Source organism: Pseudomonas sp. MYb118 (assembly GCF_040947875.1).
Taxonomy (GTDB): Bacteria; Pseudomonadota; Gammaproteobacteria; order Pseudomonadales; family Pseudomonadaceae; genus Aquipseudomonas.
On the sequence record NZ_JBFRXN010000003.1, the window covers coordinates 767,072 to 787,503 of the forward strand.

The 20,432-nt window shown below is 62.7% G+C and carries 14 protein-coding genes; 2 read left to right on the forward strand and 12 right to left on the reverse strand.

Annotated elements, in window-relative coordinates; translation table 11 throughout:
- Positions 1-2: 2 nt before the first annotated feature.
- Entirely contained in the window at positions 3-1,322 is a 1,320-nt protein-coding gene (locus ABVN20_RS24865; RefSeq protein WP_368558404.1) for an NAD(P)/FAD-dependent oxidoreductase, read from the reverse strand.
- 165 nt (positions 1,323-1,487) lie between these two features.
- On the opposite strand from ABVN20_RS24865, the gene ABVN20_RS24870 reads away from it, so the two are divergent.
- Both ABVN20_RS24870 and ABVN20_RS24875 read left to right on the forward strand, forming a co-directional pair.
- A complete protein-coding gene (locus tag ABVN20_RS24870) occupies positions 1,488-2,459 on the forward strand; it encodes a LysR family transcriptional regulator (protein ID WP_368558405.1) in 972 nt (323 codons plus the stop codon).
- An 84-nt stretch (positions 2,460-2,543) separates the two neighbouring features.
- Entirely contained in the window at positions 2,544-3,425 is an 882-nt protein-coding gene (locus ABVN20_RS24875; RefSeq protein WP_368558406.1) for a dihydrodipicolinate synthase family protein, read from the forward strand.
- Positions 3,426-3,790: 365 nt separating this feature from the next.
- Here the strand turns inward: ABVN20_RS24875 and ABVN20_RS24880 are convergent, their stop codons facing one another.
- The 11 genes from ABVN20_RS24880 to ABVN20_RS24930 all read right to left on the reverse strand — a co-directional run bounded on the left by ABVN20_RS24880 (position 3,791) and on the right by ABVN20_RS24930 (position 20,251).
- Positions 3,791-5,920 (reverse strand): TonB-dependent siderophore receptor, encoded by a 2,130-nt coding sequence (locus ABVN20_RS24880; RefSeq protein ID WP_368558407.1) that lies wholly within the window; start codon positions 5,918-5,920, stop codon positions 3,791-3,793.
- A 159-nt stretch (positions 5,921-6,079) separates the two neighbouring features.
- Positions 6,080-6,946, reverse strand: coding sequence for a 4-hydroxy-tetrahydrodipicolinate synthase (dapA, locus tag ABVN20_RS24885; protein WP_368558408.1), 867 nt, complete (start codon positions 6,944-6,946; stop codon positions 6,080-6,082).
- Positions 6,947-7,425: 479 nt separating this feature from the next.
- Positions 7,426-8,727 (reverse strand): carbohydrate porin, encoded by a 1,302-nt coding sequence (locus tag ABVN20_RS24890; RefSeq protein ID WP_368558409.1) that lies wholly within the window; start codon positions 8,725-8,727, stop codon positions 7,426-7,428.
- An 85-nt stretch (positions 8,728-8,812) separates the two neighbouring features.
- The gene (locus tag ABVN20_RS24895; protein ID WP_368558410.1) at positions 8,813-11,221 is read right to left on the reverse strand and encodes a glucose/quinate/shikimate family membrane-bound PQQ-dependent dehydrogenase; all 2,409 of its coding nucleotides are present in this window, start codon (positions 11,219-11,221) and stop codon (positions 8,813-8,815) included.
- Between the two features lie 633 nt (positions 11,222-11,854).
- Positions 11,855-12,610, reverse strand: a complete 756-nt coding sequence (locus ABVN20_RS24900) for an ABC transporter ATP-binding protein (protein ID WP_368558411.1) — start codon at positions 12,608-12,610, stop codon at positions 11,855-11,857.
- Entirely contained in the window at positions 12,604-13,665 is a 1,062-nt protein-coding gene (locus tag ABVN20_RS24905) for a FecCD family ABC transporter permease (protein WP_368558412.1), read from the reverse strand. The genes ABVN20_RS24900 and ABVN20_RS24905 overlap by 7 nt, the downstream gene beginning before the upstream one ends.
- Positions 13,662-14,849 carry an ABC transporter substrate-binding protein gene (locus ABVN20_RS24910; RefSeq protein ID WP_368558413.1) on the reverse strand — a complete coding sequence of 396 codons (1,188 nt, stop codon included), beginning with the start codon at positions 14,847-14,849 and terminating at the stop codon, positions 13,662-13,664. Before ABVN20_RS24910 ends, ABVN20_RS24905 begins: the two co-directional genes overlap by 4 nt.
- A 62-nt stretch (positions 14,850-14,911) precedes the next feature.
- On the reverse strand, positions 14,912-17,326 hold the full coding sequence (locus ABVN20_RS24915) for a TonB-dependent siderophore receptor (RefSeq protein ID WP_368558414.1): 2,415 nt from the start codon (positions 17,324-17,326) through the stop codon (positions 14,912-14,914).
- A 99-nt stretch (positions 17,327-17,425) separates the two neighbouring features.
- Positions 17,426-18,403, reverse strand: a complete 978-nt coding sequence (locus ABVN20_RS24920; RefSeq protein ID WP_368558415.1) for a FecR domain-containing protein — start codon at positions 18,401-18,403, stop codon at positions 17,426-17,428.
- Positions 18,404-18,919: a sigma-70 family RNA polymerase sigma factor gene (locus ABVN20_RS24925; RefSeq protein WP_368558416.1), complete on the reverse strand. Its 516-nt coding sequence runs from the start codon at positions 18,917-18,919 to the stop codon at positions 18,404-18,406.
- Between the two features lie 99 nt (positions 18,920-19,018).
- On the reverse strand, positions 19,019-20,251 hold the full coding sequence (locus ABVN20_RS24930) for an MFS transporter (RefSeq protein WP_368558418.1): 1,233 nt from the start codon (positions 20,249-20,251) through the stop codon (positions 19,019-19,021).
- Positions 20,252-20,432: the final 181 nt, after the last annotated feature.

Below are 20,432 nucleotides of genomic sequence, written 5' to 3' on the forward strand. Positions count from 1 at the left end.
CCTCAGGCTTCGAGACCAGCACGGCGCTGGCCCCAGTTCAGGTTCAGGTTGACCCCCACGCTCAACAGCGGTTCCGGCGGATTGCGGTTGGGGCCAGGGGAGGCGAGCAGGAAATCGGTCAGTTCGTTGCGCTCACCGGTCAGCCAGTTGGCGAGCAGGGTGCCGGTGGCCGTGCCACGGGTGATGCCCAGGCCGTTACAGCACAGCGCCGCATGAACCCTGGGCGCGAGGCTGCCGAAGTACGACAGGTGGTTGCGCGACAGGCACATCGCGCCGCCCCAGGTGTAGTCGAACGACACGTCCGGCAGCATCGGGAAGCGCCGCTCGAACGAGGCGCGGTGCTGGCGTTCGGCGCGGTCGAGAAACTTCTGCTGGGCCTGGCCACTGGCGTTGAAGCTGAAACTGTTGCGCACCAGCAGGCGTTGATCCGGCGTGCGGCGCAGGGTGGTGCCGAACGGGTCGGCGGGGATGATGCCCCAGGTCGGCTTGCCGCCCAGGCGTTGTTGCTCCGCCTCGGTCAGCGGCCGGGTCATGCTGGCGTAGGTGAAGATCGGCAGCAGGCGCCCCGGCAGGAAACCGAAATGCGAGGCGAAGGCGTTGTTGCACAGCAGCAGTTCGTCGGCAACGATCTGGCCGTTGGCGTGGTGCAGGGTGATCTTTTCGCCCTGTTCCAGGCGGGTGATGACGGTGTGCTCGTACAGGCTGACGTTGCTCGGCAGGCTGTCGGCCAGGCCACGGGCCAGGGCTGCCGGTTGCAGCAGCATGGTGCCGGGGGTGTAGAGCGCCTGGCGGTAGAACGAGGTGCCCAGGTGCTCGGGCAGATCACGCGCGTCGATCATTTCGTAGGGTTGGTCGAGCTTGTCCAGGCCACTGCGGTAAGCCGCCAGCACCGCCAGGCCCTTGTCCTCGACCGCGGCCTGGTACTTGCCGTCCGGGCGGATCTGGCAGTCGATGCCGTGCTCGGCCACCAGCGCGCGGATCTGCGCCTGGGCGAAGTGGTTGAGCTTGAGGTTCATCCGCGCCGTGGCCAGGTCGCCGATGTAATCCGGGGCGCCGATGTCATGGGGTAGGTCGATGGCAAACCCCGAGTTACGCCCGGAGGCGCCGAAGCCGACCTGCTGGCCCTCGATCAGGACGATTTCGTCATGGGGAAACTTCAACGCCAGCTGACGCGCCGCGGCAAGACCGGTGAAGCCGGCGCCCAGCACCGCCCAGCGCGCCTGGCTGCGGCCGCTGTGGGCAGGGCGCGGCGTGCGCGGGGGACTCAGGTGGAACCAGCCACAACCATTGTCGTCTGCCGGGGTGGAGGTGTTTCTGTACATGCTGCCGGTTCCTTGTTTTTTTAGCACTATCGCACCGGCTGGCGAGTGTGCCCTATAACGAACGGGACAACTCATGGAAGGTTTGGACATGGTCACGCCGAGGGTTTTCACTGGCGGTGAATGACGTGCAATGATGGTCTCCCGAGCATTTGAGACCTTGCGCCCATGGTGAAGCACACAGAGCCGGATCAGTCGTTGATCAAGTTGCCGTCGCTGCGTGCGGTCAGGACGTTCGTGGCGGCCGCCAAATACCAGAACTTCACCCGCGCGGCCGAAGCGCTGTGTGTCACCCAGGCGGCGGTCAGCCGGCAGATCCGCGAGTTGGAGGAGTACATGGGCTCGGCGCTGTTTCGCCGCTCCGGGCGCAATATCGAACTGACTGCTGCGGGCTCTTCGTTTTATGACGCGGTGCAGTTTTCCTTTGCCAACATCTCCCAGGCAGTCGAGCGCATCCGCGACCAGCACGTCAGCCGCCCGGTCGTCACCCTGTGCTGCACGCCGGCGTTTTCCAATCTGTGGCTGACGCCGCGCCTGCCGGATTTCTTCGCCCGTTACCCAGGCATCGACCTCAACCTGATCACCACCCAGAAGTTTCTCGACATGGAACCGGGCGTTAAGCCGGACATCTTCATCACCAAGCGCAACATGGTCGATGAGGGCCTGCGCAGCCAGCCGCTGGTGTGCGATGTGATCTACCCGGTGTGCACGCCGCAGTATCTCAAGCTGCACCCGCAGGTGCGCACGCTCGAAGGCCTGCGCGACAGCGCCTTGCTCAACCTCGGCCCCTATGGCCGCTCGCAGGTCGCCGAGCACGTGGACTGGGGCTTGTGGCTGGCGTTCCATGACATCGACTTCAAGGACCGGGCCGACAACGCCGGGCATTTTTTCAGTGCCAACGATTACAACACGCTGATCCAGCTGGCCTTGAACCATCAGGGTGTGGTGCTGGGCTGGCATTACCTGGTGGCGCCGTTGGTGGAACAGGGTTTGCTGGTGCGCCCGGTCGAGCAGCAGATGGTCCAGGGTGATACTCAGCATTACCTGAGTTTGCGCCTGGACAAGGAGGACGATCCGGGGTGTCGGCAGTTGCATGACTGGCTGCTGGAGCAGTTCGCGTTGCATAACGCCAGCTCATGATAACCAAGGCCTAAATCTCGTTTTGCGCAGGCGTGGGCGCTGGTTAGTCTGCTGCCAACGAACAACAAGAAGGGGTTTTGCGTGATGTCTGACTTTCCGTTTGCGGGCCTTAACCTGGCGATCACCACGCCATTCGATGCGCAGGGCCGGATCGACTTCCAGCGTTTTGGGCAGTTGATCGAGCGTTATATCGAGGCCGGTGTCGATGGTTTTGTGCTCAGTTCCGGGACCGGCATGCATGTGTACCTGTCCAGGGATGAATCCAGCGAGCTGATTGCTTATGGCGCCAAGGTTATTGCCGGGCGTGCGCGGGTGATTGCGCAGACTTCGGCGCTGTTGGTCGAGGAAGTGGTCGAGCGCACCCGGCGGGCGGCGGATGCCGGTGCGGAGGGAGTGATGGTGCTGCCGCCGTTTTTCGAAGGGCCGACCGATGATCAAGGCATCGTTGATTTCTATAGCACCGTGGCAAGTGCCGGGTTGCCGGTGATTGGCTACAACGTGCCGCAGGCAGTGGGTGTCGAGGTGACGCCTTCGTTGTTGCGGCAGTTGTGTGAAATCCGCAATTTTGTCGGAGTGAAAGACAGCAGTGGCGACCTGGCTGCCCAGGCGTCGTTGATGCGCACCGGTTTGCCGGTGATGAACGGGGCCGATCCACTGGCGCCCTACGCGATGTTTGCCGGTTGTGCAGGGTTGATCTGGGGCGGGGCGAACATGGCGCCGAAGACCTGCGTGGCGCTGGTGCGCGCGGCCCGGGAAAAGCGTTGGGACGATGCGCGGGAGATCTGGCGGCAGTTGGAACCGGTGATGTCGTTGATCTGGCAGGGCGATTATGTGCAGTCGGTCTACGCCGGCGCACAAATCACCGGCTACGACGCCGGCCAGCCACGCCGACCGCTGGCGCGGCTGCCCGCGCAGAAGACCGAAGCATTGCGCGAAGCTTTATCCGCACTCCACGAAACCCTGTAGGAGCGAGCTTGCTCGCGAAGAGGCCGGCACATGCACAATCGCAGTTGCCTGACCGACCGCTTTCGCGAGCAAGCCCGCTCCCACAGGATTTGTGTCGTACCGGGATGTTGCGACACCCTCAAACCAGTGTGGGAGCGAGCCTGCTCGCGATAATCGCTAACGGTAACGCGGGAAACCTGATGCCCCGCGGTGTCTGTGGCTCCATCGCGAGCAAGCTCGCTCCCACAAGGCAGGGCGCTGTCCCTGTGGGAGCGGGCTTGCCCGCGATGGTCGTTAACGATTACGCGGGACGCCTGTTGCCCCGCGTTGTCTGGGCTACCATCGCGAGCAAGCTCGCTCCTACAGGGGCGGGGGCGGGGGGGGGGTTAGAAGGTGTAGGCGACGCCCATTTGTACTGTGCGCGGGGCACCTGGGTAGGCGTAGGTGTTGAAGGCGCCTTCGTCGTAACCTTTGTTGAAGACGTTCTTCACATCCAGGTTCAACCGCACGTGCTCGTTGACCTTGTAGAAGCTCAGCAAGTCCACCACGCTGTAGCGGTCCATGGTGTAGGTGCTGGCTTCGGTCTGGCCGTTGCGGTCGTCCACGTACTTGACCCCGGCACCCAGCCCCAGGCCCTTGGCGAAGCCGTCCTGGAATTCATAGGTGTTGAGCAGGCTGAAGCTGTTGCGCGGGATGTTGGCCAGGCGCGTGCCGTTGGGCAGGCGGTTGTCCTCGATCACTGCGGCATCGACGTAGGCGTAACCACCGATCACTCGCCACTCTGGGGTAATGTTGCCGGCAACGTTGATGTCCAGGCCACGACTGCGCACCTTGCCTGCCGCCAGGCTGTAGTTGGTGTTCGCCGGATCGAGGGTCAGCACGTTTTCCTTGATGATGTGGTACACCGCCGCATCGACGCTCAGCTGGCGATCCAGCGCTTCCCACTTCACGCCCAGCTCATAGGATTTGCCCTTTTCCGGATCGAAGCCTCCGCCGGCGAACGGCGTGCCGCTGTTGGGCTTGAACGAACGCGCGGTGTTGGCATACACCGCCACGGTGTCGGTCAGGTCATACAGCAAGCCAAAACGTGGCGTGGCCGCGTTCTGGCCCTTGGTGAAGTCCCGCGAGTTGACGAGCTTGTCGTCGTAATCGTGCTCGAAGCGCTCCAGGCGCACACCGGCCAGGGCCTTCAGGCGATCGGTCAACGCAACCTGGTCCTGGATGAAGAACGCCCAGGTCTTGAGGTTTTCCTTGTCCCAAGTGGTGGTGCGGGTGAGGGCCGGGCGCGGCTGGCCGAGGACCGGGTTGTAGATGTCGATCGGGTAGGTGCCGTTGGCCGCCGACGAGCGCTGGATGATCGAGTTGTAGTCGTAGTTCTCGTACTCGACGCCGGTCAGCAGGGTATGGGCAAAGCCTGCGGTGTCGAAGTGGCCGGTCAGGTTGAGCTGGAAGTCGCGGTCAGTCCATTCCAGCTTGCGGTAGTTGAAGTTGCGCTGCAGCGTGCGGCCATCGGCGGGCGCGCCGTTGGCTTCGACGGCGTTGCCCTTGAGCGAGCCATCGAGAAACTGGAAGCCGCCACCCAGGGTCCAGTCGTCGTTGAGCAGGTGCTCGAAACGGACCTGGGCCATGTTGTTGTCGTTGTGCAGCAGGTTGTCGCTGCCTTTTTCCCAGATGTAGGTATCGCGCGAGGCGCTGCCGGTTTGCGTGGCGTAGCGGGGCAGGCCACGGTCGAGCGGGTGGTTGTTACGCATGAAATCACCCTCGAAGACGATCTTCGTGGTGTCGTTGACCTGCCAGCTGACCACCGGTGCAACGTCGTAGCGCTCACTTTCGACATCATCACGGAAACTGTCGCCACCTTCGCCCAGCAGGTTCAGGCGATAGGCCAGGCTGCCATCCTGATTCAGCGGACCGGTCGCATCGAGGGTGGCGCGATGCATGCCCTGGTCATCGAACTGGCTGCCCAGCGTCACCTTGGACTCCGGCAGCGGCTGCTTGCTGACCACGTTGAAGGTACCGCCGGGATCGCCACGGCCATACAGGCTGGTGGCTGGGCCGCGCAACACTTCCAGGCGTTCGATGGTGTTGGCATCCGGCGCGTTGGGGTAACCGCGGTTGATCGGGAAACCATTGCGGTAGAACTCGCCGGTGGTGAAGCCGCGCACGGTGAAGGTGGTCAGGCCCTGGCCACCGAAGTTGTTGGCGCGGCCCACGCCGCCGGCGTAATCGAGCGCATCCTGCAAGCGTGTGGCACTCGTGTCTTCGATGACATCGCGGGGCACCACGCTGACCGATTGCGGGGTTTCGTGCAGGGCGGTGTCGGTGCGGGTGGCACTGGCAGAACGGGTGGCCTTGTAGCCTTCGACCGGGCCGTCGGCGCGTTCGACATTGAGGGCATCGGCGTTGATGCTCAAGGCGTCGAGTTCAATACTGGCGGGCTGTTGAGCAGGTTGCTCAGCCCAGGCCAACGAGGGGACAGCGTGGAGCAGACACAGGGAAACAAGCGTGCGGCGCATCGGTAGGGAAATCCTTGCGGGGGCAGGGGGGGAGAAAAAGCGCGCCGATACTATCTGCGAATAGTTCGTATTAGCAACGTTTTTTTGAGATTATGGTATGCCGCAGAAATACCCGTTGCTCAATAAAGGTGGCCGTAGCGGCCACCTTCGCTTATCGCGCTAGGCATCCAATTCCAGCAACACCCCTTGCAAGCGCGCCATCGTTCCCGCCGTGCAGGCTTGCATCGGCTCGCGCAGCTCGTTGGCGATCAGGCCCTGAAGGCTCAGTGCAGCTTTCACCACTGCCGGGTTGGCTTCGGCAAAGGCCATCTGAATCCATGGCAGCAACTGGTAGAACGTCGTTCGGGCGACGGCGACGTTGCCCTGATCCATGTGCTCCAACAACTGCACGTAGAGCTCGGCCCGCACATGGGCAGACGCGGATATCGCACCCGCACCGCCCAGTGCCAGATTGGAGAATATCTGCACGTCCTCGCCCGTCAGCACCTCGGCCTGGTCATCGTTGATCAGCGCCAGAGTGGTTTCGATGTCGCCGCTGCAATCCTTCACGGCAGCGATGTTCGGATGGCGCACGATGCTCCTCAAGGTGTCGCGCTCGATGCGCACACCGGTTCGGTAAGGGATGTCATAGACCACAACCGGTACTGAGGAGGCGTCGGCCACGGTGTGGAAGAACGATTGAATACCCTGCTGCGAAGGCCGGATGTAGCAAGGCGCCGGAACCAGGACGCCGGCGATGTCCCGTGCCTGGACCTTCTGCTGGAACGCCAGCAGTTCCTGCAGGTTGTAGCCTGAAAGTCCCATGATCACCTGGTGCGGCTCGGCGATTTTCAGCACGGCATCGAGCATCGCCAGCTGTTCGTCCTTGCCCATGGCCGCCGCTTCGCCCGTGGTGCCACACACCACCAGGCCGCGCACGCCGTCGGCCAACAGCTTGGTCACCAGGCCGGCAAGGGCGTCGAAATCAACGTGCCCACCACGAAAAGGTGTGACCAGTGCAACCCAGATACCGCGAAAATTAGACATGCATAACTCCTCAGGCAGACCGATTAGTCGACGTCAGAGGAGAAGAGGGGAATCAAGCAGGGAGAAGGAAACCTGGTGCTCTCTGTCCTGTCAGCTCATCTGACGGGACAGCGCCCCGGTCAAATGAGCGACTGTTTCTTCGATTTCTTGGCAACGCACACGCACGCGCAGCCCTGGGCGGAAAGGCCCTGGGTCGTCAGCATGAGGTGAGCGTCGAGAATCATGAATGATCCGTTGCCAAGTTGGGTGAAGCCGGATAATGCGCAAGGTGGCGTGCGCAAGTCAACCACCTATCTCGCGGTTTGCCCGCCCCCCTGTAGGAGCGAGCTTGCTCGCGATGGTCGTCAACGATGACGCGGGGGGGGGGCTGATGCCCCGCGGCGCCTGGGAGTGCATCGCGAGCAAGCTCGCTCCTACAGGTTTTGTGTTGACCGCGATGGTCGTCAACGATAATGCAAGCGTCCTGATGCCCCGCGGTGTCAAAGCGCAGCTTTAACCTGCAACCCCACCACCAGCGCATTGTCGATGTCCTGCCCGGAGAACGCCCCCGGCTCGATGATGTATTGCAGGTTCGGTCGCAGGCTCAGCCAAGGGGTGGCCTGGTAGCCGTAGCCGAGTTCGATCAGTTGTTCGGCGCTGTCCAGGTTCGACAGTGGCGTGCCGTTGGCCAGCGCGGCGTCCTGTTGCACATCGCGGCTGCGTGGGTTGGGCACGGCGCGGCCGTAGCCCAGGGCAATGGTGTCACGCGGGCGGCCTTCGAACGGTTTGTACAGCACCACGCCGGTGCCGTACCACTTGCTGAACGGCGATGCCGCTTCGCTGGCTGCCGAGTATTGGCCGAAGGCATGCAGGCTGCGGCCCTGGTCGGTGGACGAGTTCCACACCGCCTGGTCGATTAGCAGGTAATGGCCGCCACGACCGGACACTTCCTTGTCGCTGCCGATGCGTTTGACGTCTGAGCTGTCGTAGTAATAACCAACCTTGTATTCGCCGGGCAGGTTGCCTGCGTGTTTGTACACCAGCTCGATGGGCACCACGGTGCCGGTGGTGTGTTTCGGGCCCAGGTGCCAGGCGCGGCTGGAGTTGCCGTTGCTCGACGGGTCGACGTTGAACGCGGCCACGCGCAGTTGCCAGGACGACGACAGGTCGTATTTCACCCGCGCCCCCAGGTGAGCGTTGGGGTAGTTGGTCCAGCCGCTGCCGCCGGACATATTCAGCGGGTGACCGCAGAAACCGGCGTTCATGAAGTTACACAGGATGCCGCTATCGAGGCCGCCCAGGTCGTTGCCCATGGCCATGTAGCCGAGCTTGACGTTGAGCTTGGGGGTGAACAGCGTGCGCTCGTAGCTCAGCTCGGTCAGGCGGGTGTAGAGGCCGCCGTAGTTTTCCTGGATCGGCAGGCGGTTGCCCACCAGGTCTTCGGAGGCGCTGTTGCCGCGCCGGTCGTTGATGGTCAACTGGATCTTGCCGGCGTTGTCGACGCCATACAGCTTGCTCAGGTCGAACTGCGCACCGAGCTTGATGTTCTGCGAGTAGCGCGCCGAGCGGTGCAGGCCGCCGTCGGCGTTGTAGGCGGTTTCGCCGCTGTATTCGCCGCTGAACTTGATGCCGTCTTCATCGAGCTGGTGGCGCAGGCCGCCCCAGTCGCCGCTCAGGGTGTTGCGGGTGAACAGGTCGGGCTCAACGAAGGAGGGCAGGGCAAAGGCGGGCAGGGTGGCGCTGCAGGTGAGACCGAACATCACCCCGGTGACGACGCCGGGGTGGGAAAAACGAACTGGCATGTGAAACTTCCTGCTGAAAAGCTTGAACGGAAAACGACGCGGCACCCGAAGGTGCCGCGCACTGTTGCGATGAAGGGAGCCGCAGTTACGGCAGGGCGTAGGCCATTACGTAGTCGCCGCGATCGGTCGACTGACGCGCACCACCGGCGGTGATAACCACGTATTGCTTGCCGGTTTTTGGCGAAACATAGGTCATCGGGCCACCCTGGCTGCCCACCGGCAGGCGGGCTTTCCAGATTTCTTCACCGTTGCCGCTGTTGAAGGCGCGCAGGTAGAAGTCCTGGGTGCCGGCGATGAAGATCAGGCCGCCCTGGGTCGACAGCGTACCGCCGAGGGTCGGCAGGCCGATCTTGATTGGCAGGTGCATGCGGATGCCCAGGGGACCGGTGTCTTCAACGGTGCCCACCGGTACTTGCCAGGCGACTTTCTGGGTTTTCATGTCGATGGCGGTCAGGGTACCGAATGGCGGCGCCTGGCAGGGAATGCCGGCCACCGACAGGAAGCGGTTCTTGTTCACCGCGTACGGCGTGCCCTTGAGCGGCACCGCGCCCATACCGGTGTTCAGTGCTTCGCCACCTGAGGTCGACTGGCCCTTGTTCTGCGACGGGATCATCTGGATCCACAGGCCCAGGCGCATGTCGTTGACGAAGATGAAGCCGTGCACCGGATCGGTGGAGATGCTGCCCCAGTTCATGCCACCCAGGGAGCCCGGGAAGCTCAGCGATTTGTCGGTGCCCGGCGCGGTGTACAGGCCGTCGTAGCGCATCGACTTGAAGTCGATCCGGCACAGCAGTTGGTCGTACGGCGTGGCGCCCCACATGTCCGACTCGGTCAGGTGCTGGGCACCGATCTGCGGCATGCCCACCGATTTCGGCTGGGTCGGCGAGTACGGCTCGTTAGGGATGTTGGACGCCTTGACCGGTACTTCCTTGACCTCGGTCAGCGGCTTGCCGGTCGCGCGGTCCAGCACGTAGATCTGCCCGGCCTTGGTGCCGATCACCAGCGCCGGGATGGTCTTGCCGTCCTTGGTGAAGTCGATCAGGCTCGGCTGCATCGGCAGGTCGAAGTCCCAGAGGTCGTTGTGCACGGTCTGGTAGACCCAGCGTTCGGCGCCACTGTTGGCGTCCAGTGCCAGGATTGACGCGCCGTAGGTGTGATCCAGCTTGCTGCGCTCCACCCCATAAATGTCGGTGGACGAACTGCCCATCGGCAAGAACACCGTGTTGGTGGTGGCGTCGTAGGACATCGGCGCCCAGCTGTTGGGCGTGCTGCGCACATAGGTGCTGCCGTCGGCTGGAGCGTTGCGATCCTGCGGGTTGCCCGGGTCGAACGCCCAGCGCATTTGACCTGTGGCCACGTCGAAACCACGGATCACGCCGCCTGGCATGTCGGTTTGCACGTTGTCGGCCACGCGACCGCCAACCACCACCGTGGTGCCCGCCATCAAAGGCGCGGAAGACAACTGATAGTAGCTGTCCGGCACATCACCCAGGCCGGCCTTGAGGTCCACCTGGCCGTTATTGCCAAAACCCTGGCAGAACTCGCCGGTGTCGGCGTCGACGGCGATCAGTCGCGCGTCGATGGTGTTGGTCAGCAAACGACGCTGGCAGTTGGCGCCAGGGGCGACGGCCACCGGTTGCGCCAGCGACGGGGATTGCGGCGCGGCGACAGCGGCAGTGGCGTCAAAGTAAGCCATGCCACGGCAGCGCTGCCAGACCTTGGACTGGGCGTTGATGGCGTTCTTCCACAGTTCCTTGCCGGTGTCCGCATCCAGCGCGATCAGGTTGTTGTGCGGGGTGCAGATGAACACCTTGTTGCCGACCTGCAATGGGGTGAGCTGGTCTTCGGCGCCATTGCCGTCACTCTCGGCGACGTCACCGGTGTGGTAGGTCCACGCCACCTTGAGCTTGTCGACGTTGCTGCGGTTGATCTGGTCCAGCGCAGCAAAACGGCTGCCGCCCTCGGTGTTGCCGTAGTGCGCCCAATCCTTTTGCGCCTTGGCCGGTTCCACCGGCGTCAGGCCAGGGCCGGTGCCTGTGGCGGCGACGGTGGGGTGGGCCACGAACATGTTGCCCCCGGCCACGGCCACACCCACCGCCAGCACGGCGGCCACGGCATAGGCGCCGCGACCCGGCACGTTACCGCTGGCACGTTGCAACAGCGGGTAGACCAACGCCACCACCAGGCCCACCACGCTGAACATGAACAGGCGCGAGAACACCGGCCAGAACACCAGCCCGGCGTCGCTCACTGCCCAGATCGCCGTGCCCACCAGGAACGCGGCGAACAGCCAGGCACCGGCCGGCTTGAAGCGAGCGATCAGCAGACCGGCGAGGGCCATGACCAGACCACCCACCAGGAAGTACCACGACCCTCCCAGGCTGACCAATTTCACGCCGCCAGCAGCCAGCGCCAGACCGAGCAGGGCGATGACCACGCCCAGCCCGACCAGTATGAATTTTGATAAGCCCGAGAGGCCTTGACTCTGCTTCACGTTGAATGTCCCGTTGAAATGAGGGGCGCAGTATATAGATAGGTAACTATCTAGTTAAATCATAAATTCATGGTGAAGTGTAGTTCGGGGCTGGAAGCAGCGCTTTGGCTGGGGAAAGGCGGTTTGTCGAGGCAGGCGGGGGATTGGAGAATTGAGCGGATAAGCGATTTTTTGACAGGGGTGCTGTTAGTTTCGACAGGCAGATCCAGCGGCAACCCCGGATTGAGTGAACAACACAGCCCCCTGTAGGAGCGAGCACGCTCGCGATGGAGGCCCAGACACCGCTGGGCATCAGACCACCCTCGTTATCGTTGACGACCATCGCGAGCAGGCTCGCTCCCACAGGTCCAGCGCCAAACCCGGATTGAATGAACAACACAGCCCCCTGTAGGAGCGAGCTTGCTCGCGATGGAGGCCCAGACACCGCTGGGCATCAGACCACCCGCGTTATCGTTAACGACCATCGCGAGCAGGCTCGCTCCCACAGGTCCAGCGCCAAACCCGGATTGAATGAACAACACCGAACCCTGTAGGAGCGAGCTTGCTCGCGATGGTGGCACAGGCACCGCTGGACATCGGACAGCCCGCGTCATCGTTAACGACCATCGCGGGCAAGCCCGCTCCTACAGGGGGCTAGACGATATCGTCGATAAGAATATGGTGCAGTCCACGGCTGCATTGCTCGATCCGTGCTTCAACCTTGTACACGTCGCGCAACATCCGCTGGGTGATGACCTCGTTGCTCGGCCCGCTGCCTTGCGCGGTGCCATCGGCGATGACCAGCACCTGGTCGGCAAAGCGCAGCGCCTGGTTCAGGTCATGTATGGCGATGAACACTATGACTTCACGCTGGCGCGCCAAGGTGCGCATGAAGTTCAGCACCTGCACCTGCCGGTACATGTCCAGGGCACTGGTGGGTTCGTCCATCAGCAGGATTTCCGGCTCGCGCACCAGCGTCTGGGCGATCGACACCAATTGCTGCTGACCACCGCTCAATTCCCCGAGATTGCGAAACGACAGGCCGGTGATGCCCAGCGCGGCGAGGATGTCGTCGACCAGTCTCAATTCATCATCGTGCACGACCCAGCCCGGGGTCAGTTGCTTACGTGCCAATAGCACCGATTCATAGACCGTCAGCCGCGCGCTGGCATTCAAGCCCTGGGGCATGTAGCTGATGCCGGCCGCGCCTTTGACCGAGTCCTGCAAGATGACTTGCCCGGCGCCGTCGATCAAACCGGCCATGCGCTTGAACAGCGTCGACTTGCCCGCAGCGTTCGGCCCGACCACGGCCACCACCTGGCCGCCGAGAAATGTACCGGTGGTGACGTTACTGATGATCTCGCGCTGGCCGTAGTGGGCGCCGAGGTTCTCCAGTTGCAGCTTTACCATGAGTTTTTCTTCCCGCTGAGAATCAAGGAAATGAAGAACGGCACGCCGATCAGCGACGTGACCACGCCTATGGGGAAGATTGCGCCCGGGATCAGGGTCTTGCTCACCACGGAGCTGGCCGACAGGATCAATGCACCGGTCAACAACGAGGCCGGCAGGAAGAACCGCTGGTCTTCGCCGATCAGCATGCGGGCGATGTGCGGGCCGACCAGGCCGATGAAACCGATGGTGCCAACGAACGCCACCGGGAACGAGGCGAGCAGGCTGACCATGATCAGCGTCTGCAGGCGCAGGCTGCGCACGTTGATGCCGAAACTGGCGGCCTTGTCGTCCCCCAGGCGCAGCGCGGTCAAGGCCCAGGCGCGTTTGGCGAAAATCGGCAGGGTGATGAGGATCACCACGCAGATCACCGCGAGTTTCGGCCAGGTGGCCTTGGTCAGGCTGCCCATGGTCCAGAACACCACGGCGGCCACGGCCTGCTCGGTGGCGAAGAATTGCACCAGCGCCAGCAGCGCATTGAAGGTGAACACCAGGGCGATGCCCAGCAGCACCACGGTTTCGGCGGTGACGCCGCGGCGCATGCTCAGGAAGTGGATCAGTAGCGCCGAGAGCATGGCCATGATGAACGCGTTCAACGGCACCATGAACTGCGCCGCCAGCGGGAACAGCGCGACGCCAAAGGCCAGCCCGAGGGCGGCACCGAAACCGGCCGCCGCGGAAATGCCCAGGGTGAACGGGCTGGCCAGCGGGTTGTTGAGGATGGTCTGCATCTGCGCACCGGCCAGCGACAACGCCGCGCCGACAGCGACCGCCATCAGCGCCACCGGCAGGCGGATGTCCCACATCACCACGCGTACCTGGGGTGAGGCGCTGTCCGGTGAGAACAGCGCGCCCAGCACTTCGGTGAGGCTATAGCGCGCCGGCCCCAGGGCCAGGTCGAGCAGGACGCTGCACATCAGCAACGCCACCAGCGCGACCAGGATCAGACGTTTCCGCAGCACCAGGCGCCGGTAGGTGTCGCGCTGTGCGGCCACCGGATTGGACAACGACGTCATGGTTTCACCTCGGGCTGGCGCAGGCTGACGAAGTAACCCGGTTCATAGGGCACCGGCAGGAACCGCTCGTGCAACTCGCGAAATGACTGGTCCGGGTCAAGGTCGGCGAACAGCTCGGGATGGAACCATTTGGCCAACTGCTGGATGGCCACGAACTGGTAAGGGCTGTTGTAGAACTGATGCCAGATGGCGTGGAAGGCCTGGTTTTCCTGGGCCTTGATGCCGGCGTAGGCCGGTCGCCGGGTGTACCAGGCGAGTTTTTTCCTGGCTTCGGCCATGTCAGCGCCGGGGCCGACACCGACCCAATGGCCGCCCGGTGCAAAGGCTTCCCAGTTGGCAGTGGTGACCACCACATGGGCCGGGTTGGCGACGATGACCTGCTCGGGGTTCAATTGGCCGAAGGTGCTGGGGATGATGCTGTGGGCGATGTTGTTGCCACCGGCCATGTCGACGAACAGGCCAAAGTTCTCATTGCCGAAACTCAGGCAGCAGTCATCGGTGTAGCCGCCAATGCGCTCGATGAACACGTTGGGTCGCGATGGATGCTGTTTCTCCAGGACATCGGTCACCCGGTGAATCTGCTGGTTGCGAAAGTCGATGAACGCTTCGGCGCGCTGCGCCTTGCCGAACAGTTGGCCGAACAGGCGCATGGTCGGCTCGGTGTTCTGGATCGGGTTGTTGCGAAAATCCACGTAGACCACGGGAATGCCCAGGGCAACGAGCTTCTCGATGTAGCGCGCATCCTCGGTGGCATGCTGCGCCTCGATGTTGAGGATGATGACGTCGGGGCGTTGCGAAATGGCCTGTTCGATGTCGAAGGTGCCATCCTCGAACCCGCCGAACGTGGGGATTTTGGCGATATCGGGGAATTTGCGCAGGTACGCGCCATAGGTGTCCGGGTCCGACTGGATCAGGTCCTTGCGCCAGCCGACGATGCGCTCGATAGGGTTTTGCGTATCCAGGGCGGCAACCAGGTAAAGCTGGCGGCCCTCACCGAGAATGACGCGCCTGACCGGCAGGTGAACCTTGACCTTGCGCCCCAGCAGGTCGGTCACCTCGGTGAGCGCCGGATCAGCCTCAGCGGCGGTTGCGGCGCGCGCAGCGAAAAGCGCCATGGCCAGGCCCAGCAGCCACGCCATTAGCAGCGCCGCGAGGGCCGGCTTGCGTCGATCGAAAATCACCATGCTCAAAGCCTTTGCAAAGTCAGGCCGCGGGACGGTTCGCACCGCCGCAGGCGCTGAACGTTTCAGAAATCGACAGTTGCCGACAGTAATAGGGTGCGCGGTGAACCCTGGGAGAACGCCCCGTAGGAGGCGACGCCCGACCAGTACTCGTGGTCGAACACGTTCTGCACGGTGGCGCGAAACGTGGTCGGTCGTTCATCGACGCGGGTGGTGTAGCGCGCGCCGACATCGAAGCGGGTCCAGTCATCGAGTTTCTGCGTGTTGGCCTGGTTCACGTACTGGCTGCCGGTGTGGATCGCGCCGCCGGTCAGCGTCAGCCCCTCGATCCAGGACGTGTCCCATTCGCCCCAGAGATTGGCTTGAACCTCGGGTACGCCCACCGGTTTATTGCCTCGATTGGCCGCCACCGCCGTCTGGGTCAGCTCGGCATCGAGCAGGGTCATGCCGGCGAGCAGGCGGGTGCCTTGGGCGATTTCGCCGAACACATTCAACTCCAGCCCACGGTTACGCTGCTCGCCCTGCACGGAAAACACCCCGGAGGCCAACTCACCACTGGGTTTGCTGATTTGGAACAACGCGAGTGTCGAAGTGAAGGTGCCGTAGTCGACCTTGACGCCCAGTTCGTGCTGGCGGGAAACGTAGGGGGCGAAGATCTGGCCGGCGTTCGATGCGGTTGACGGTGCGATATCACCCTTGCTCAGGCCTTCGATGTAGTTGTAATAGATCGAAACGTGTTCCCAGGGCTTGACCACCGCGCCGAACAGCGGGGTGGTACGACTGTCGTCGTAGGCGGTGGTGACGACACCGGCGGCGTTGTAGTTGTCGGATTTGATGGTCTGCTTGCGCACGCCCAGGCTGAGTTGAACGCGCTCATCGAGCACCGACAGGGTGTCGGCCAGGGCCACACCGGTCAGCTCGCTCTCGGACACCTTGGGCGTATCAGGCTTGGGGATGGCCGGTTTCGGGCGATCTGTCGGGTGATAGATGTTCGACAGGATCGGCGCGCCTGAAATGATTCCCCGGGACAGGAGATCGCGGTAACGGCTGACTTGCACGGTGGTGCGATGGCTGATCGGCCCGGTGTCGAAGTGCAGGCGCGCGCCTGCGTCCACGGTATAGCGCTCGACTTCGAATTTGTAATAGCCGGGGATGGAGGAGGTGTCACCGGCCGCATTGGTGATGGTCGGTGTCTGGTCGGACATGCGCGCAACGTCCGACTTACCTCCGCCGGCGTGGGCAAATACGGTCAGCGCATCGTCAAGGTCGTATTCACCACTCCACAACGCGGAGGTGTCACGGGTTCTCGACCACCCCCATTCCTGACTCACGTTGGTCCGGCCATTGGCGGCAGGTGGAATGTCCACCCCTTGGGCAATGAGAAACGGCCTGGAGGCGGCGTCGAAGCTTTCCTTTTGGTGGAGCCAATCGAAGCTGGTCCGCAGACGCTCACCCTGATAGTCGAGGGAAATGGCGCCGATGTCGAAGTGGCGTGACTGATCATCAATCGCCGTGTCGCCCATTTGACTGCTGGCGTTGATGCGCACGCCAAGTCGACGCTCCTCGCCAAAGCGTCTGCTGAGGTCAATGTGACCACCCAGCTGCGAGTCCATGGCGTAACTGGCAGTGAAACGGGTCAGGTCTTCATCGAGGGAGCGTTTGGGCACGATGTTGATGACGCCGCCGACCCCATTGTTGGGCGACATGCCATACAGCAGGGCACCGGGCCCCTTGACCAGCTCGATGCGTTCGGCGTATTCGGTGAACACGCGGTAATTGGGGGCCACGCCATACACGCCGTCGAACGCCAGTTCACCGAGGTTGCCTTCGCCAACGGGAAAGCCACGGATGAAAAATGAGTCGACGATGCCACCGGCCTGACCGGTGGAGCGCACTGACGAATCGCGTTCCAGGGCATCGCCGACGGTCACCGCCTGCTGGTCCTTCATCATCGTCGAGGTGTAGGTACTGACACTGAAAGGAGCATCCATCACATCGGTATTGCCCAGCATGCCAAGACGTCCGCCATTGGCGACCTGCCCACCGGAATACACCGCAGGCAGGACTTGCGAGCGCTTGTCGATGCCAATGACTGCCGTTTCATCCAGCGTCACCCGGCGCGGCACCAGTGTGTAGCTGCCGTCGCTGCCCAGCACCATTTCCAGGCCGCTGCCCTTGAGCAATATCGCAACGGCTTGCTGAGTCGAGTAATTGCCAACCAACTCCGGGCTGACCAGACCTTCGGTCAGGGAAGGCTGGAACGACAACGCAATGCCCGCATCCACGGCAAAGCTCGACAGCGTCGCACCGAGCGGCCCGGAGGGAATGCGGTAGGCCCTGACCGTCACGTCATCCAGTTGCGCAGGCACCAGGGCCTGGGCGAGGGGGCAAACAGCACCCGTCAGGACAAGGCTGAGCAACGCTGCGCGAACAACTGGGCTGAGCTGAAAATCTGGACGCAGCAGGCGTGCAGCGAACATGGATGGATGAGCCTATGACAGTACGAAAAAAAACCTCTTCACCTATAGCCAGTCGAGATCGAAAAAAGTATCACCCACGGCGGTGTTTTTTTCGTCGCTTCAAGCCGGGGAGAGCATGACCCAGAAGCCGTTGAGATGGCCGCTGACCTGGATGGGGTAGGTCTTGGCCAGCATCTTCAACATGAGCGAGGTGTCGCCGATGGGATAGGCACCGGAAATGCGCAGGTCGGCGATCGCCGGATCCAGGCGCAGGAATCCGCGGTGGTAGCGGGTCATTTCGCCAACCAGATCCGCGAGGCGCATCTTGTCGGCCATCAACATGCCTTGCGTCCAGGCATCGACGTAGCGCCCGGTGGCAGCGAGCGAACCAAAGGTGTGCGCGGAAAAATCAGTGCGTTGCCCGGCGTTGACGATCAGCGGCGTTTGCTGGTGATTTGCCGCCAGTTCAACCTTCACGGCGCCTTCCAGCACCGCAAGGTGAGTACGCGGTTCGAGCTCGCGCACGGTGAACCGGGTACCCAGCGCCTGCATCCGGCCCTGGCGGGTGCTGACCAGGAACGGCCGTGCCAGCGGTGATACATCCGGTGCGGTCTGTACCAGGATTTCACCTTCGCGCAGGTGAATCAGCCGCTGGTTGGTATCGAACAGCACGTCGATGGCCGTGTCGGTGTTCAGCGTGATTTGCGAGCCATCGGCGAGGGTGAGTTGGCGGCGCTGGCCGACGGCGGTGCGATAGTCGGCCGACCATTGCTGGGACTCGGCCAGTTTCCAGCTGCCCCAACTGGCCGGCAGGATGGCCAGGATCAAGGCCAGCTTGCCGATGGCCGCTCGACGTCCCGGGCTGTCCGGGCGATCCAGTGTGGCCATCGCCAGTGACGGTGACAGGCCACCGAACTTGCCCTGCAACAGTTGCGCGCGGTCCCAGGCGAGCACGCGTTCGGGCGTGCTGGTTTTCCACTGTTCCCACTGTGCACGGTCAGCGTCGCAGAGGTCGCCCTCGCTCATGCGGATCAACCAGTCGGCGGCTTCTTCTACGGCCTGAAGGTCAAGCTGTGGCTCATTGCGACGGGAAAGCACTCAATTCACCAGCAACAGGCATTGCACGTAAGCTTGCTTCATGTAGCGTTTGACAGTGATCAGCGAGACACCCAGTTGCGTGGCGATGTCGTCGTACTTCAGGCCGCTGAGTTGCGAGAGCAGGAACGCGCGCTTGACCAGTGGCGGCAGGGTGTCGAGCATCGCGTCGATTTCGTGCAGGGTCTCCAGCACTAGGAAACGCAGTTCCGGCGACGGGACCTCCGGTTCGGGTAAATGGGTCAGTGCTTCGAGGTAGGCGCGTTCCAGTGCCTTGCGCTGGTACCAGTTGACCAGGATCCCCTTGGCCACGCAGCTCAGGTACTCGCGGGGCTGTTCGATGACCGTGACCTGCGAGGCCAGGATCCGCGCGAAGGTGTCCTGCGCCAGGTCCGCCGCATCCATGGCGTTGCCCAGTTTTTTTCTCAGCATGGTGTACAGCCAACCATGGTGGCCGCTGTACAGGGCTTCGATCACGCGCAGGTGGTTGTCATTGTTCGCGGGAAGGGATTCGCTCATGGCTGCAGGGATTCATGCAATTGAGAAGTATTCCCAATGCTAAATTACAACGTGACCACGGCGCAAGCAGCCACAGTCATTGCCTTTGCGGCACCGGCATCAACGCCGCAAGGGCAGGGTCAACGCAGGCAGGTAGCGCAAGGCAGCCATCGACACCAGTGCGACCCCGTAAGCCAGGCAGACGAACAGATAGGTGTATTGCAAACCGTAGGCCTGGCTGAGCAGACCCCCTGCGCAAATACCGCTGATCGATGCGAATTGCGCCGTACCCTGGGCGATACCCAGCACATGGCCTTGCCGCGAGCTGTCAGTGGTTTTCGAAATCAGCGCCATCAACACGGGGGTGGTTGCACCGAGCAAGACGCCCCAGATGAAGTAGGTGATGACAAACACCAGGGGATTGCGCGTAACGCCCGCCACGGCGGTGATGAGCACGCAACCGACAACGACCCAGGTGATGCGCTGCAGGGTTTGCCCCTGGCTCAAGTGTTCGAAGTACCGCGTCCAGGCGGTGGCCGAGACGATGAACCCCATCGCCAGCAGGCCGTAGCACAGGCCGGTGACCGAGTTGCTGACGGCGAACACCGAGCCGACATACAGCGAAAAGGAAGTTTGCGGCAGCATCCGCGCCATCAGCAGGATGCCCATCACCACCAGCAGCGGCAGCAAGGGCGAGCCGCGCCATACGCTGGTGGAAGCGTTGCCGGGCACTGCGTTGTCCGCCGCCGGCGCCTTCTTCACTGGCGGCACATTCGGCAAGCTGACCGCCGCGATCACGGTGCACACGGCACACAGCACCGCGGCGATCAAATTGATCCAGAAGAACGTTGAGTAATCGAGGATCAGCCCGCCGACCACCGCACCCAGCAATGAACCGACGTTGGTCGAAATCTGCAGGATCGCGAACAGCCGTGCCCGTCGTGAGGGCGCTTCGATGCTGACGCCATAGGCCTGGGCAGGTGCGATGTACCCGGCGAAGGCGCCTTGCAGGAAGCGCAGGAGCAGGATGACCCAGATGTCGTTGGCCAGCGCCAGCCCCAGCTGGGTCAACGACAGACCGGCCAGGGCCCGAATCATCATCCACTTGTGACCGTAGCGATCACCGATGCGGCCCCAGAAGGCACTGGTCAGGATGACGCCCAGCATGGGCCCGACATACACGGCGATGCTGGCGAAACTGAAGAACGATTCGGAGGCAGTCAGCCCGCGCAGGTGGACCGGCCAGAACGGGCCGCTCATCTCCATGGCGCCCATGGACACGAGCTGGATCGTAAACAACAGATAAACCAGGATTCTCACGTTTGAACGCTGGAGGGCAACGGCATGGGGCATGGGTGAGTCTCGCAAACAAGCCTGCAAACGATTGAGCCGCGCAGTGTTCCACGAACGCGCAGGCTTCGCCTACAGCACTGGTGGATATCTGCGCAGCGTTCGTGATTGCGCAAAAAAACAGCGAGGAGGGTGATACTTTTTTCGATCTCAACTGGCAATAAGAGTGATTACCATTTTCCAC